At 64.2% G+C, this 15129-nt stretch carries 14 protein-coding genes; 5 read left to right on the plus strand and 9 right to left on the minus strand.

All coding sequences use genetic code 11. The features are described from left to right. Positions 1-388: 388 nt before the first annotated feature. The 8 genes from VGV07_RS08125 to VGV07_RS08160 all read right to left on the minus strand — a co-directional run bounded on the left by VGV07_RS08125 (position 389) and on the right by VGV07_RS08160 (position 9230). Positions 389-1315 (minus strand): dihydrodipicolinate synthase family protein, encoded by a 927-nt coding sequence (locus tag VGV07_RS08125; RefSeq protein ID WP_326868195.1) that lies wholly within the window; start codon positions 1313-1315, stop codon positions 389-391. A gap of 32 nt (positions 1316-1347) precedes the next feature. After that, positions 1348-2418 carry an ABC transporter ATP-binding protein gene (locus VGV07_RS08130; protein WP_326868196.1) on the minus strand — a complete coding sequence of 357 codons (1071 nt, stop codon included), beginning with the start codon at positions 2416-2418 and terminating at the stop codon, positions 1348-1350. Further along, a complete protein-coding gene (locus VGV07_RS08135; RefSeq protein WP_326868197.1) occupies positions 2402-3448 on the minus strand; it encodes an ABC transporter ATP-binding protein in 1047 nt (348 codons plus the stop codon). Before VGV07_RS08135 ends, VGV07_RS08130 begins: the two co-directional genes overlap by 17 nt. A gap of 5 nt (positions 3449-3453) precedes the next feature. Further along, positions 3454-4392 (minus strand): ABC transporter permease, encoded by a 939-nt coding sequence (locus VGV07_RS08140; RefSeq protein WP_326868198.1) that lies wholly within the window; start codon positions 4390-4392, stop codon positions 3454-3456. A gap of 2 nt (positions 4393-4394) precedes the next feature. Continuing rightward, the gene (locus VGV07_RS08145; protein ID WP_326868199.1) at positions 4395-5357 is read right to left on the minus strand and encodes an ABC transporter permease; all 963 of its coding nucleotides are present in this window, start codon (positions 5355-5357) and stop codon (positions 4395-4397) included. Between the two features lie 64 nt (positions 5358-5421). Next, complete coding sequence (locus VGV07_RS08150; RefSeq protein ID WP_326868200.1) at positions 5422-7047, minus strand: ABC transporter substrate-binding protein; 1626 nt, start codon at positions 7045-7047, stop codon at positions 5422-5424. Positions 7048-7120: 73 nt separating this feature from the next. Beyond that, on the minus strand, positions 7121-7861 hold the full coding sequence (locus VGV07_RS08155) for an FCD domain-containing protein (RefSeq protein ID WP_326868201.1): 741 nt from the start codon (positions 7859-7861) through the stop codon (positions 7121-7123). 583 nt (positions 7862-8444) lie between these two features. Further along, positions 8445-9230 (minus strand): NAD(P)-dependent oxidoreductase, encoded by a 786-nt coding sequence (locus tag VGV07_RS08160; protein WP_326868202.1) that lies wholly within the window; start codon positions 9228-9230, stop codon positions 8445-8447. Between the two features lie 242 nt (positions 9231-9472). On the opposite strand from VGV07_RS08160, the gene VGV07_RS08165 reads away from it, so the two are divergent. Genes VGV07_RS08165 through VGV07_RS08185 form a run of 5 tightly spaced genes read left to right on the plus strand, consistent with a single transcriptional unit; the run spans position 9473 to position 13840 of the window. Beyond that, a complete protein-coding gene (locus VGV07_RS08165) occupies positions 9473-10474 on the plus strand; it encodes a Gfo/Idh/MocA family oxidoreductase (RefSeq protein ID WP_326868203.1) in 1002 nt (333 codons plus the stop codon). Further along, positions 10474-11241 (plus strand): SDR family NAD(P)-dependent oxidoreductase, encoded by a 768-nt coding sequence (locus VGV07_RS08170; protein WP_326868204.1) that lies wholly within the window; start codon positions 10474-10476, stop codon positions 11239-11241. The genes VGV07_RS08165 and VGV07_RS08170 overlap by 1 nt, the downstream gene beginning before the upstream one ends. 12 nt (positions 11242-11253) lie before the next feature. After that, positions 11254-12213: a Gfo/Idh/MocA family oxidoreductase gene (locus tag VGV07_RS08175; RefSeq protein WP_326868205.1), complete on the plus strand. Its 960-nt coding sequence runs from the start codon at positions 11254-11256 to the stop codon at positions 12211-12213. 2 nt (positions 12214-12215) lie between these two features. Beyond that, entirely contained in the window at positions 12216-13001 is a 786-nt protein-coding gene (locus VGV07_RS08180; protein WP_326868206.1) for an SDR family oxidoreductase, read from the plus strand. A 20-nt stretch (positions 13002-13021) separates the two neighbouring features. Then, positions 13022-13840: an HpcH/HpaI aldolase family protein gene (locus VGV07_RS08185; RefSeq protein WP_326868207.1), complete on the plus strand. Its 819-nt coding sequence runs from the start codon at positions 13022-13024 to the stop codon at positions 13838-13840. 63 nt (positions 13841-13903) lie between these two features. Here the strand turns inward: VGV07_RS08185 and VGV07_RS08190 are convergent, their stop codons facing one another. Beyond that, positions 13904-14899 (minus strand): hypothetical protein, encoded by a 996-nt coding sequence (locus VGV07_RS08190; protein ID WP_326868208.1) that lies wholly within the window; start codon positions 14897-14899, stop codon positions 13904-13906. Positions 14900-15129: the final 230 nt, after the last annotated feature.

Below are 15129 nucleotides of genomic sequence, written 5' to 3' on the forward strand. Positions count from 1 at the left end.
CCCAGAAGAAAGATCCCCCTTTTTCGAGGCGCGAATCCCCGAAATGGCCCAGTCCCAACTCCATCCCGCCCTCCTATGCAAAGGCCAGGGAATCAGACCGAAACCCTCTCTTCAACAACGATGTGTGCATGTCGTAGCCCTGAGGGGAGAGGGTAGTGGAGCTAGGACCGCAAGGTCCGTAGCGAAACTCGGGTGAGGGGTTCAGCGGCGCAAAGAGAGCGCATGGAGAGGCTTCACCCCTCATCCGGCGCTACGCGCCACCTTCTCCCCTGAGGGGAGAAGCGAACACGGCGAGTTTGGCCGCCCCCTCCACCAGCTTCGCTGGTCCCCCTCCCCCGCCACGCGGGGGAGGATTACGGAGAGGCTGGTGCGCAGACCGGCCTTTTTCTCAGAGCGCGTCGAGGAAGGCGACGCCCTTGAGCTGACGCTCGTCGCGCAGCGCACGGAACCCGGCCTTCAGCTTTTCCTCTGCCGCCTGGTCGATATAGCCGCCGAGCGGCTTCCGGCCATAGCCGGCGTCGCACCCCATCCAGGCCATGGCGCGCTTGATGGTGGGGATGCCGCCGTGGCCGAGCGAGAAGAAGATCACCGCGTTGCCGATCTCCTGCAAGCGTTTGGCCTCGGCAAGGTTGCCCGCCGCCACCGCGTCGCGCAGCGCCATCCAGATCTCGGGCATCGAATTGTAGAACGAGCCGATAATGCCGTCGGCGCCGAAGCTCAGGCCCGACATCGCCATCTCGTCGGCGCCCGAATAGACGATGAAATCCTGCCCGATCTCCTCCTTGATGCGGATGATGTCGTGATGCGTGGTGGCGGTGTACTTGACCCCGGCAACGCCATCGATGGTGGAAAGCCGCTTGATCATGTCGAAGCCGAGCGCCGCCATCGGCACGTTGTAGGCGATCATCGGCAGTCTGGTGGAGCGGGTGATGTCGGCGTAGTAGCCGTGGATCTGGTCGGCGGAAAAGCCCCAGTAGATCGGCGGCACCGACGAAATGGCGTCGACGCCGGCCCGTTCGGCGTGCTGCGCCAGATCGATCGAGTGGAAGGTGCTGATGGCGCCGATATGGGCGATCACCGGGACGCGACCGCGGTTCTCCTCCATCGTCACTTCGACGACGCGCTTGCGTTCCTCCGGGGACATCAGGAAGGACTCGCCAGTCGAGCCGGTGATGTAGAGCCCCTCGACCTGGCGCTCGATGAGGAAGTTGACGACGGCGCGCAGGCGCTTCTCGTCGAGCTTCTCCTGCTCGTCGAACGGGGTCACCATCGCCGGAAGGACGCCGGTGATGGATTTGATGTCGAAGGCGGGCATTTGGGGCTCCGTTGGGGGCTGGCGCCGGGCGATCAGGCCGCGGCTTCTTGAGCGTCGATGAGGTGGCAGGCGGCGTAGTGATCGTCACGGCCGTCGATGGCGTAGCGCTTCAGCGGCGGGACCGTGGTCTTGCAGACATCCTGGCGGAAGCGGCAGCGCGGGTGGAACGGGCAGCCGGACGGTGGGTTGACCGGGCTCGGCACGTCGCCCTCGAGCACCACGCGATTGCTCTTGCGATCGAGGTCGGCAACCGGGATGGCCGAGAGCAAGGCCTGGGTGTAGGGGTGGAGCTTGCGCGCAAACAGATCCTCGGAGCGGCAGAGCTCGACGATCTTGCCCAGGTACATGACCGCGACGCGATCGCAGATGAACTCGGTGACGCTGAGGTCGTGGGTGATGAAGATATAGGTGAGGTTGCGCTCGCGCTTCAGCCGCATCAGCAGCTCCAGCACCTGGGCGCGGATCGAGACATCGAGAGCGCTCACCGCCTCGTCGCAGACGATCAGCTCCGGGCTGATGCTGAGCGCCCGGGCAATGCCGATGCGCTGGCGCTGGCCGCCGGAGAATTCGTGCGGGTAGCGATCCATGTACTCGCGCCGCATGTTCACCGCCTCGAGCAGGTCGCCGATGATCTTGCGGCGCTCCTCGCGGGTCTTCACCCCGTATTTGATCAGCGGATCCTCGAGCGAGCCGAAAATGGTGAAGGCCGGATTGAGCGAGGAATGCGGATCCTGGAAGACGATCTGCAGGCGCTTGCGATAGGGGTGGAGCTGGCTGTCGCTGAGCCGGGTGAGATCGGCCGTCGCCTCGGCGCCCGAATAGGTGATCTCGCCCTCGGTGGCGCGCACCAGCTGCAGGATGGTCTTGCCTAGCGTGGTCTTGCCGCAGCCGCTCTCACCGACGAGGCCGAGCACTTCGCCGCGATAGACGTCGAGATCGACGCCGTCGACCGCCTTCACCTGCGCCACGGTACGGCGCAGCACCCCGGCCTTGACCGGAAAATGCGCCTTGACGCCCCGGAGTTTCAGGATCACCTCACCGGCATCCGGCTCAAGGGCGGTAACCGGGCCGGCGCCCGGTGCGGGGTCAGCTACGGACGCCATTGGCGAACTCCTCATGGCGCACGCACCGCACGCGATGCGTGGGGGACAGGTGGGTTTCGGCGGGCAGCGCGGCGTCGCAGGCCTCGAGCCGGTAGGCGCAGCGATCGGCGAACTGGCAGCCGCCGGGCCGGTCGAACGGATCCGGGGTCGAGCCGGGAATGGCGCGGATATCCTGGTTCTTGCCGCGGCCCAGCACCGGCACGGAATCGAGCAATGCCCGGGTATAGGGGTGGCTGGGGCGGCGCAGCACCTCGTCGACCGTGCCGGCTTCGACGATATTGCCCATGTACATGACGGCGACATCGTCTGCGAGTTCGGCCACCACGCCCATGTCGTGGGTGATGAGCATGATGGCGGTGCCGTGCTCGCGCTGCAGCGTCGCCATCAGCTCGAAAATCTGCGCCTGGATGGTGACATCGAGCGCTGTGGTCGGCTCGTCGGCGATCAGGATTTTCGGGTTGCAGGCCATGGCCATGGCGATCATGGCGCGCTGGCGCATGCCGCCCGAGAACTGGTGCGGGAACTGTTCGACCCGCCGCTCCGGCGCCGGAATGCCCATCGAGCGCAGCAGGTCGATGGCCTTGTCCCTGAGCTGCCGGCCGCGCAGCGCGGTGTGGTAGCGGAGGTTCTCGACGATCTGGAAGCCGATGGTGAACACTGGATTCAGCGCCGTCATCGGATCCTGGAAGATCATGGCGATCTCCGAGCCGCGGATCGAACGCATGGCCTTGCCGTTGCGCTCGAGCGTATCGAGCCTGATGTCGCCGCGCTCCGAGTAATAGACGATCTCGCCGTCCTCGATGCGCGACAGCGTCGGCAACAGCTGCATGATCGCCGAGGCCGTAACCGACTTACCGCAACCACTTTCGCCGACGATGCAGAGGGTCTTGCCCTTTTTGATCTCGAACGAGACGCCGTTCACGGCCTTGTTGCAGCGCTTGTTGGTGTAAAAGAAGGTCTTGAGGTTGCGCACGCTGAGCGCGACGTCGCCGCTCGATACCGGGCTGCCGATAGGTTGTGTCATGGTCATGGGGCCTATCCCTGCTGCGTCGGGTCGGTGGCGTCGCGCAGGCCGTCGCCAATGAAGTTCACGCTCAGGACGAACAGCGAGATGGTGGCGCCCACCGGCAGCCAGATCCACCAGTTGTTCTGCAGCACGCGCAGGTCCTGGGCGACGTTCAGGATGTTGCCCCAGGTGGGGATGGAGAGCGGCACGCCGAGGCCGAGGAAGCTCAGCCCGGCCTCCTGCAGGATGAACGCGGCAGTGGAGAGCGTGACGTTGACCATGATCGGGCCGAGCGCGTTGGGCAGCATGTGCTTGTAGGCGATGAGCGCCCGGCCAAGGCCGAAACTGCGCAGCGCCAGCACGTATTCTTCCTCGCGCAGGCTGAGCATCCGGGCGCGGGCCATGCGGTAGATGCCGCCCCAGCCGGTCAGCACGAAGATCAGCATGAGGTTCACCAGCGACTGGCCGAGGATCGATACCAGCAGCAGCACCAGGATGATCTGCGGAAACGACATGAAGATCTCGGAGACGCGCATGGCGATCGCGTCGAGCCAGCCGCCGACATAGCCGGTGTAGACACCGATCAGCACGCCGACGATGGCGGCGAGCACGGCGCTGCCGAGGCCCACGAGGATGGAGATGCGCCCGCCATAGAGGACGCGGGCAAACAGATCGCGTCCGGTCCGGTCGGTGCCGAACCAGTGCTCCCACGAAGGCGGCTGCAGCATGGCGCGCAGGTTGATCTTGTTGGGATCCCACGGGGTCAGGAACGGCGCGAAAACCGCGGTGACGACGATGACGGTGAACAGGATCAGCCCGATCAGCGCCAGCCGGTTGTTGAGGAACTTGCGCAGCAGCCGGCTGCCGGAGGGGTGGTTCAGCCGGCCGGCTTCCTCCTGCGCGCGGATGCGGTCGAACTGCGCGTCCCTGCGGGTGCGCGGCCGCGCCTCGTGGGTGGTCTCGGTCATGGTCATGCCCCCAGGCGGACGCGCGGATCGATCAGCGCGGTCAGCACATCGACGATGAGGCTGGCGAGCAGGACGGCCATGACGGTCAGGAGCGCGATGCTCATGACGACCGGATAATCCTGCGAGCGCACCGCCGAGATGAACTCGTTGCCGATACCCGGCCATTGGAAGACCTGCTCGATGATCACCGAGCCGCCGATCAGCACCGGCAGGCGGAAGCCGATCAGCACAACCACCGGGGTGAGCGCCACGCGGAAGCCGTGCAGGGCATTGACACGCCATTCCGGCAGGCCCTTGGAGCGGGCAGTCTTGATGAAGTCGCGGCTCAGGGCGTCGAGCATCGAGGAGCGCGCATAGCGCATGACGCCGGCCGTCAGCATGATCGACAGCACCAGCGACGGCATCACCAGGTGCGGCAGGCGATCGAGGAAAGTTATGTCGCCGGGCATCGAGCGACCACCGACCGGCAGCCAGCCGAGGTTCAGCCCGAACACCAGGATGGCGACGAGGCCGAAGAAGAACTCGGGGATCGACACCCCGAGCATGCCGATGACGGTCAGGGCGCTGTCGGTGACGGTGCCCCGCTTGAGGGCGCTGAACACCCCGAGCAGGCTGCCGAGCACCGTCGAGATGACGAGGGCGACGCCGGCAAGTTCCAGCGTTGCGGGGAGGCGGGTGGCGATGATCGACGAGATCGGCACGCCACCGGTGGTCGAGTAGCCGAAATTGCCCTGCAGCAGGTTGGTGAACCAGACCCAGAAGCGGACATGGAACGGCTGGCCAAGGCCCAGCGACTGGCGCAGCGCCTCGAGCTGCTCGGGATTCATGCTGCCCAGCGCGTCCGGATTGATCATGTAGGAGACGGCATCCCCCGGCGTCAGCTCGAGCCCGAGATAGACGAGGAAGCAGATGGCGAAGGCCATCGGGATCAGGATCAGGATGCGTCTGATGATGTAGGTCAGCATGCGTGTCGCCGGCCTTGGCTAAGGAAACGGGAGGGGGCCCGGGACGCCGGGCCCCCTGATGGCGTCAGTTCGCCGGCTTGGGGAACTGGTTGATCCAGATCATGCGCGTGTAGGGAATGTCGACCGCGTGGACATTCATGAAGTCGAGCGCTTCGAGGGCCGGGACGTCGCTGGCCACCTTGGTGTAGCCGAAGTCGGCCTTGCCCGCGGTGGCGTTGACGAGGAGGTTGCCGTCATTGTCGCCGGACGGACGGGCGATGATCTGTTCGATCTTGGCGGTACCCTTGTGGTAGCCCTCGAACGGCACCAGCGTGGTGTAGTCGTTCATCACCACCTCTTCGATCTTGAACGGACCGGAGCCGATCGGCTTCTGCCAGAACGGCGCCTGCTGCAGGTTCAAGGGATCTACGCCTTCGAAATACTTGGCCGGCAGCGGCGCGAACTGGCTGAAGCTCAACAGCACGTTGGGATCGATGCTGGCGAATTTCAGCGTCACCGTGTTGCCCTCGGTGGTAATGCCGCTGACAGCGTCGGCAGTCCCGGCGACGAAGTCTTCGGCGCCTTCGATCTTCTTCAGCGTCGCGGCCAGCACCGGATTGGTGATGGGGAACTTGAGCGCTGCACCGATCGAGAACACCACATCGGCAGCCGTGATCGGCTCGCCATCGTGCCAGGTCAGGCCATCCTTGAGGGTGAAGGTGAAGGTCAAGCCGTCCTCGCTCACCGAGTAGGTTTCGGCCATCTCGCCGCCGATCGGCGTCAGGGCCCCGTCCGCTTCGAGAATGGTGTCGAAGGCGAACTTGTTGTGCACCCAGATGCCGAGGTTCTGCCACGGCACTTCGAAGAACTGCGCCGGGCCGGCATTGGTGTAGAGCACCGACTTGCCGTCGGCATCAGGCGTGACCGTCCAGTTCTCGACGCCCCAATTGTAGTTGTACTGCTCGTTGCCATAGGGCGCGCCATGCCGATCGAGCCGATCGCTGTCGTAGGAGAACAGCTGCTGGTAGTAGAGCGGAATGATGTAGGCCTTGTCGTTGATGATGTGCTCCATCGCGAAATACCCCTCGCGCTGGACGGCCGGGTCGGTGCTGCCGTTGACCTTCTTGACCAGCTCGTTCATCTCCGGAACGTTGGGAATGGTCGGCATCAGGCCGTAGCCGAAGCGGTTGAAGTATTCCTGCAGGGCCAGCGCGGCGCGGGCGCCATAGAGGATGTCCCACTTGAAGGTGGACGGGCCGTTCACCGGATCGGCCGGCGGCACCGAGATCTGGGCACCGACATCCCCCTCGAGGATGCGGTAATTCATCTTCATGCCGACATCGGCCAGGTAGGCCTGCATCGCAGCCATCAGGTCGGCAGTCTGCTGGTCGGCATAGTAATAGACGACATCGAGTTCCTGGTCGGCGTTCCAGCCGGCCTCGGCGAGCAGGGCGCGGGCCTTGTCGGGGTCGAAATCGTAGCGGTTGAGATCGTCGGGCTTGTTCGGGCCATCCGGCAACAGGCCGACGGCGCGCACCGCCTTGCCCTCGAAGATCGTCTCGATGATGGTGTCCATGTCGATCGCATAGGCGATCGCCTGGCGGACGCGCGGGTCCGAAAGCGGGTTCTCGTTGATGGCTTGGGCGGTTGCGGTGCCGATCGCGGTGGTCGACATGAGCAGCGCCATGCCAAGGGCCAGCAATTTCTTCATGTGAATGGGTTCCCTGTTTGATTCACGGATAGTGATCCACGGCTCGTGGACCCCGACGGCGCCGGCCTTCCCCTCATCCCTCCGAGGGGGAAACGGCCGCACGTGGTTCGGTAGCGACAAGCTGCTCAGTGCCCAGGGCCTGGCGCATGTAGGTGGCGTAGTTGCGCGACAGGTGAACGGTCAGCACCCGCACTGCCTCGGCTTCGTCGCGGGCGACGAGGGCGGTGACGATGGCGCGATGCTCGCTGTTGCTGCGCTGGTTGTGGGTGACGACGTCCCGAGGCGCTTCGCGGCGGCGCATCAGCCGATCGACGAAGGCGTCGTGCAAGGCGACGAAAATCGGGTTGCCCGGAACTTCGGCGATGGCGCGGTGGAAGCGCAGGTCCGCCTCGCGGAACTGAGGATAGCTGCTGATGGCGCGCTCGCAATCATCGATGGCGGCCAGCATCTTGCCCAATTGCGCCTGCGTCGCGTATTGCGCGGCATAGCGGACGAGGCTCATTTCGAGAAAGAAGCGGGCCTGCTCGAGATGGGCGTTGCCCTCGCTGCCGCGAAAGAAGAAACGCGCCGCTTCGGCTGCGCCGGCCATGGCCTGGGCCAATGTCGGCGTGACGACCCGGGGCCGGAAGCCCTTGCGCTGCTCGATCAGCTTCATGCCCTCGAGCATGGTGATGGCCTCGCGCACCACGGTGCGGCCGACTTTGAAACGCTCGCACAGGTCGCGTTCCGAGGCGATCATTTCGCCAGCCCGGATCACGCCCGAATGGATTTCCTCAGCCAGCGCCTTGGCGATGTCGGCAGCTTCCGTTGCCATGCATGCGGTTCCCTCTTCCCTCCCCACAGGCAACCATAAATTGTCATATGGTGTCAAATAATTCTGTTTTGGTCGACCAAACTGCGAATAGCGCCGCGTGGAGAAGGGCCGCAACGGGCGCGAAGAAATGGCTGAAGGCGCAGCAAGCGGAGCGCGGCCGGCGCGCAGATGATCGACGATCTCGTCCCGCTGAGTCACCAAATTCCCCCTGGTGGCCTGCATATGTCATTAACATAACAACATATCAGTTTGGGGTGGTCAAGCGACGGGCACGGGTTAGGCAAATAGGTCCGTCAGGCGAAACAAGAGGCAGATTTGTGGGAGATCGGTGGGGCGGGCTCGGTTGCATTCGGGCTGGATGAGATCCAACGCACCGGCCGTCATCCCGACAAAAGTCGGGACCCAGTGCACCGTCGGCTGCCCAGACTGTGATCGAGCCGACCCTGCTGTGATGGGTCGGCACGGCTCGTGCCTACCCAGGCTTCAGAGCGGGTTTGGACCTCCGGCCGCCCCCTCCACCAGCTTCGCTGGCCCCCCCTCCCCCGCCAGGCGGGGGAGGATCGCGGAGAGGCCGGGTGCTCAGCTAAGCGCTCAGCTTGCCGATGTCGTACTTGTCTGCCGAGCCGGTCGGGCGCCAGCCGATGAGCTGTTTGGCGTGCGAGGTGTCGCGCCAGCGGCGCTGGTTCTCGGAGATGGCGTCAAAGATGTCGAAGCGGACGCTGTCGGGCGCGTCGAGGCACTTGTCGACCATCTGCACGGCGTCGGCCTGCGAGAGGTAGCCGGGGTAGTGGCGGATCAGTTCGGGCTGGTCGGATGGCAGCACGGCGCCGAGCCGGATGCAGATCACCGACATGCCGTAGCGATCGGAGAACAGCCGGCCGGTATTTTCGCCGAACAGCTTGCCGACGCCGTAGAAGCTGTCGGGGCGCGGCGGATCGCGGTAGTCGAGCAGCTTCTCGCCCGGCGGCAGGGCCTGCAGCTGATTGGCGGCAAGCTTGCCGTAGGGCGAGCCTTCGTACCATTCATAGCCGCACATGGTGCTGCCGGTGCTCATGAACACCACCCGCTTCACCCCCGCCTCCTCTGCGGCGCGGAACATGTTGAGGGTGCCGCCGATGGTGTTCCACATCACCTTGTCCCAGTCGTCATACTCCTGGGTTTCGGCGGCGAGGTGCAGCACCATGTCCATGCCCTCCGAAGCCTTGCGGATGGCCGAGAGGTCGGCGATCTCCGCCTGGGTATGGACGATACCAGGCACGACGCGGCGACTGAGGCCGCTGAACTCATATTTGTCGGAGAGGTCGCGGATCGCCAACCCGCCGATCAGGCCGCTGGCGCCGGTGACGAGAACCTTTGGTTTGGTAGCCATTCGAATGCATCCCCTGCATTGATCGGACAGATATGCCATTAGCATGATAACATGCCTTACTGGAGTCAAACGAGTAGAACGGTGAATCGACTGCGGTTCGCCTGGCGGAACAGCGGCATGCCGGATCATGGTGCAGCGTCAACGGCTTTCGACTTTTTGCCCAGCAGGAGACGCGCGGGTCCGATTGACAGCAACAAATATGCCGTTAGCATAACAACATACTTGGTTGAGGGGTGTTGTCGGTGAAGCGAGTGCTTATCGTGGGGAGCGGCGGCATCGGCCGGCGTCATCTCAAGGGCTACAGCCTGACCGGCCGGGCCCAGCTCGCCATCGTTGAACCCGATGCCGGGCGCCGCGACGAAGCCAAGCAGCTGTTCGGCATCAGCGAGACCTATACCGATATCGGCGAAGCCGACCTCAGAAGCTTCGACCTCGCAGTGATCTGTGCGCCGGCGAACTATCACGTGGCGCTGATCAAGCGCTGCGCCGAGGCGGGGCTCAACTTCCTCGTCGAAAAGCCGCTGTCGGTCACCATGGACGAGGTCGATGACGCGCTGGCGCTGGTCAGGGCCAAGAACCTCGTGGCCCGGGTCGGCTATGTCCGGCGCGTGGCCGATGAAGTGGTGACGCTGCGCCAGCAGATTCTCGAGGGCAAGATCGGCAGGCTGCGGCTCGCCTACCTCAACTCGTCACAGGAATTCCCGAAATACCGACCGGATTTCCAGCGCACCTATTATGCGCGCCCCGAGATGGGCGGCGGCGCCATTCTCGATGCGGCGAGCCACTTGTTCGACATGCTGATCTGGCTGATGGGCAAGCCCACCGATGTCAGTTGCCTGTTCGACCGGCTGGTGCTCGAGGGCACCGACACCGAAGACACCTGCCTCGTTTCCATCCGCTTCGAAAGCGGGGCGATGGCCAATGTCACCATCAACCAGTTCCAGAAGCCCAACATCGCGCGCTTCGAGTTCATCGGCACCAAGGGCAACCTGATGCTGGAACACTCGACGCTGAAATTCGCCGATGATGACAGCGGCAAGTGGCAGGACGAGCGCGACTTCATGGCCGGGCTGGTGCCGACCGAAGCACACCAGGCGCGCTTCCGCATGCAGGCCGACGCCATGCTCGATGCGATCGAGGGCAAGCCCTGCTGGCTCGCCACTCTCGACGACGCGCGCGACAACCTGAGGGTGGCGCTCGCCGCCAAGCAATCCTGGCTCGAAAAGCGGATCGTGAGTCTCTGATGTTCAATTTCAACGGCAAGACCGTGCTGATGGCGGGTGGCGCGGGCTACCTGGCGCTGCCGGTGAGTAAGCTCCTGGCCCAGCAGGGCGCCAATGTGGTGCTGGCCGACATCAATCCGGAGCGGCTCGCCGCGGCTGAAGCCGAACTCAAGGCGCTCGGCGGCGGGGTGCTGGCGCTACCGCTCGATATCGGCGACGAAGACTCGATCCTTGCGGCGGTGCGCGGCGCTGCCAAGGCATTCGGCAAGCTCGATGGCGTGGTGAACGCCACCTTCGGCTCGACCGGCAAGCGCTTCGAGGAACTCACCGCGGCGGATTTCGACCGCACCAACCGGCTGAACCTCACCGGCAGTTTCCTCCTTGCCCGCGAGGCAGCCAGGCACATGGGGCCCGGTGGCGCGATGGTGCTTTATGCCTCGATGTATGGCGTGGTGGCGCCCAACCCGGCGAACTACCCGGGCGACATGGCGCCCAACCCGATTGAGTACGGCGCCGGCAAAGCCGGGATGATCCAGATGGTGCGCTACATGGCCGGGCATTTCGGCCCCGCCGGCATCCGCGTCAACGCGGTGGCGCCCGGCCCCTACCCGCACCAGGCGACGCAGGACAACGCCGAGTTCATGCAGAACCTCACGCGCCAGACCATGCTGGGCCGGATCGGCCGGCAGGACGAGATGGCGGGGCCGACGGCGTTCCTCTTGAGTGACGCGGCGAGCTACATCACCGGCCACTGCCTCAATGTCGATGGCGGCTGGACCGCCTGGTAGGAAAGATTATCGATGAACGTTCTGCCGATCACCCGGGATGAAATCCGTCTCGCCATGCTGGGCATGGTGGAAGGAAACGGGCACCCCTATTCCTGGAGCATCATCATCAACGGCAGCTACGACGCCAAGGCGCTCGCGGCCTGCCCATACCCGGTGATCAAGGACTACATTGCCAAGCAACCGGTGGGCTCGCTCGGTATTTCCGGGGCCAAGGTCACCCACGTGTGGACCGACGACCCCGCCGACGCATTGCAGGTCGCCGCGGTGGCGCACATTCCCAACATCGCAGCGCGGGCCGAGGACGTGATCGGCGAGGTCGACGCGGTGCTGGTCGCCACCGACAAGGGGTTCGAGCATGTCGAGCGCGCCCGGCCGTTCATCGAGGCCGGCATTCCGGTGTTCATCGACAAACCGCTCTGCGACAACCGGCTCGATCTCGCGACCTTCTCGAAATGGGTGGCCGAGGGCAAGCCGCTGATCAGTTCGTCGGCGATGCGCTTTGCCAAGGAGTATGCGCCCTATCACCGCGCCACGCACGCGCTCGGGCAGTTGCGCCATGTCAGCGCCACCATGGCCAAGTCGTGGGAGGCCTACGGCATCCACGCGCTGGAGACGGTCTATCCGATCACCGGGCCGGGTTACGTCTCGGTGCAGAATATCGGCGATGCCAATTCCAATATCGTCCACCTGCGCCACCGCGACGGCATCGACGTGCTGCTGCAGGTGACCAAGGACATGGGCGGCGGCTTCGGCATGGTGACGCTGGCCGGCACCGCCGCCGGGCTGCAGCTCAAGTTCACCGACACCTATCACGCGTTCCGCACCCAGCTCGTCGGCTTCGTCGATTACCTGCGCACCGGCAAGCCGCCGGTGCCGTGGGAAGAAACGCGCGAACTGATGCAACTGGTGATCGCCGGCATCGAAAGCCGCGAACAGGGCGGCCGCCGCGTTTTCCTCAGCGAGATGGACTGAACATGCAGGTACTCGAAAGCTTCTCGCTCAAGGGCAAGGTCGCCGTGGTCACCGGCGGCGCCGGGCTTTATGGCCGGCAGATCGTCGCGGCGCTGGCCGAGGCGGGCGCCAGAACCTTCATCGCGGCACGCGATGTCAGCAAGCTCGAAGCGGTCGCAGCCGAAGAGCGGGCGCGCGGCTTCGACATGACGGCGCTGTCGCTCGACCTTTCCTCCGACGAGTCCATCGAGGCGCTGCATCGCGAGGTGATCGCCCGGGCCGGCCGCTGCGACGTGCTGGTCAACAACGCGGTGACCCGCTCGGCGCTCGATGGCTGGGCGCACGATCTCGACGCCTTCGACAAAAGCCTCCGCGTCAACGCATCGGCGCTGTTCAAGATCACCGAGCTGTTCGGCCGCAACATGCGGGCGCAGAAATCCGGTTCGATCATCAATATCGGCTCGATGATGGGCATGGTCGGGGTCGAGATGGCGAACTACGAGGGCACCGACATGACGCCCAACCCGTCGCCGATCTATCACTACGAAAAGGGCGGCATGCTCAACTTCACCCGCTGGGCCGCGAGCATTCTCGGTGCCGACAATGTGCGGGTGAACTGCCTGTCGCCGGGCGGCTTCTTCAACAACCAGCCGGCGCCGTTCGTCAAAGCCTACAGCGCCCGCACCCAATTGGGTCGCATGGCGAACGATACCGACCTCAAGGGCGTCATCGTCTTTCTCGCCTCGGACGCCTCGGCCTATGTCACCGGCACCAATATCCCCATCGATGGCGGCTACACCGCCAAATAACCCCTCCGGAGGAGATCACCTTGTCCCAGACGCAGCCTTACGCCGCGACGCCCCCGACGCGCTTCCGCATGCGGCCGAGCCGTGTGCTGCGCACCATCCGCGAGGGCAAGGTGGCCCGGGTGCTGAAGCTCAATATTGCCGATGCCAAGATCGCCGAGATCTTTGCCGCGGCGCAGCCGGACGCACTGTGGCTGTGCATGGAGCACACTTCGGCCACCTGGGAGCAGGTGGAGCACCAGATCCGCGCCGCCAAGCTCTATGACGTCGACACCCTGCTGCGGGTGTCGCGCGGCAGCTACAGCGATTACATCCGCGGTTACGAGATGGATGCGACCGGCCTGATCGTGCCGCACATCATGAACGCCGAGGACGCGCGCAAGGTGCGCGACATCACCAAGTTCGCGCCGCTCGGCAAGCGCGCCGTCGATGGCGGCAATAGCGACGCGCAGTTCACCCGCGTCGGCTTCCTCGATTACCTGAAGACCGCCAACGAAGAGCGTTTCGCCTGCTATCAGATCGAGGATCCCGAAGCGATGGAGCATCTCGAGGCGATCGCCGAGATGGACGGGGTGGATTGCCTGTTCTTCGGCCCCGGCGACTATTCGGTGGCGAGCGGTATCCCGGGTGAGATCCAGCACGACGAGATCAAGGCGGTGCGCAAGCGCGTCGCCGAGGTGGCGCGGAAATACGGCAAGATCGCCGCGACGGTGACCAACCGCGACCTGATCGGCGAGTATGTCGACATGGGGTATAACCTCTTGTCGGTCGGCGCCGACGTGATCGCGCTGGCGAACTATGCCGACGAGTCGATGGCGGCGTTTGATAAGGCGTTGGGGTAGGCTGGCGGGGCTACTGAATCGCCGGGGTGGGGGTCCACAGCCACCGGCCCTTCAGGAACACCCCTAAGGATGAAACGTCGCCGGCATGCTCAGCACCTGTTTGCCGGGCTTCCTGTCTTCGAGGTTGGCGTAGATATCGGCCAGCACCTGCTGCATCCAGGCGGCGGAATCGACGTTGAAGCTCGGGCCGTCATTGTCGAGCGAGTAGCGGTAGGCCTTGGTGGGCTTGGTCGCCTTGGCGGCTATCACCGGCACCCAACTGTGGTGCATGTAGCCGCAGACGATGTCGGGCTGGTAGCTCTTCAGCACCGCTTCGAGCTCGGCGGTGTCGCTCTGGCCGGTTTCCTGGTTCACCGAGATGACACGCAGGTCCTGCTCGGTCCTGGTCGAGGCATGGGCGCGTCGGATGCTGGCGAGGCGCGAGGCCTGCTCGCTCGAATTGATGGTGGTGTTGAGGTAGAGGTACTTCAACTTCTTGCCGTCGTTGAGCCGGAACATCTCCATGAAGGCCGGTTCGAAATCGATGCGGTAGGCGTGGTAGGGCAGCTCCTCGATGACGAGGTCGATGATCGCCACCTGCGCCGAAGTCTCGGGCAGCCTGTCGGTCTCGGTCTCGGGCGTAATGCCGGCCAGCACCACCACATCGAGCGCATCCCAGACATGGGTCGGCATCGACTTGTGGGTGAAGCTGCCGAGGATGAACTCGTGGCCATCGGAGACCACGGCCTTTTCCAGCGCCACCACCAGCTTGGTGTAGAACTCGTTGTTGAAGATGCCGCCGCCGACGATGTCGCGGTTATAGAAGAAGCCGATGCGGTGATGCGCTTCGGTCCACGGGGTTTCGACGAGGAAGGAGCCCTTGCCCACCTGGCGCCGGATGATGCCCTCGGCTTCGAGATCCTTCAGCGTCTTGATCACAGTGATCAGCGAGAATTCGCAGAACTTTACGATCTCGTTCTGCGACTCGATCTTGTCACCGGCTTTCAGCCCGTTGGTTTTCCAGCGCCGGAACAGCATATCCCTGAGCTGCAAATGGCGTGGCGACAGATCGATACTCAAGCCAGGACTTCCCGTGACAGGTGGATTGCCGAAGATTCCTTCGGCGACATATAGCACCGCGCCTGCCCTGCCGATCAGAGAGGCGCTTGAAGGCGCCATGTTTCCCCTTGAATTCGCATGTTAGGTGGTTATCATGACAATATACTACGAGCATGGATTCTGCAAGTGAAGCAAAGATGGCGTAACGCCACGCTGGTGACCCCGGGCGGAGAAATCGGGCAGGATCTGTT

The sequence above is a fragment of the Devosia sp. genome, from assembly GCF_035944845.1.
Lineage (GTDB): Bacteria > Pseudomonadota > Alphaproteobacteria > Rhizobiales > Devosiaceae > Devosia_A.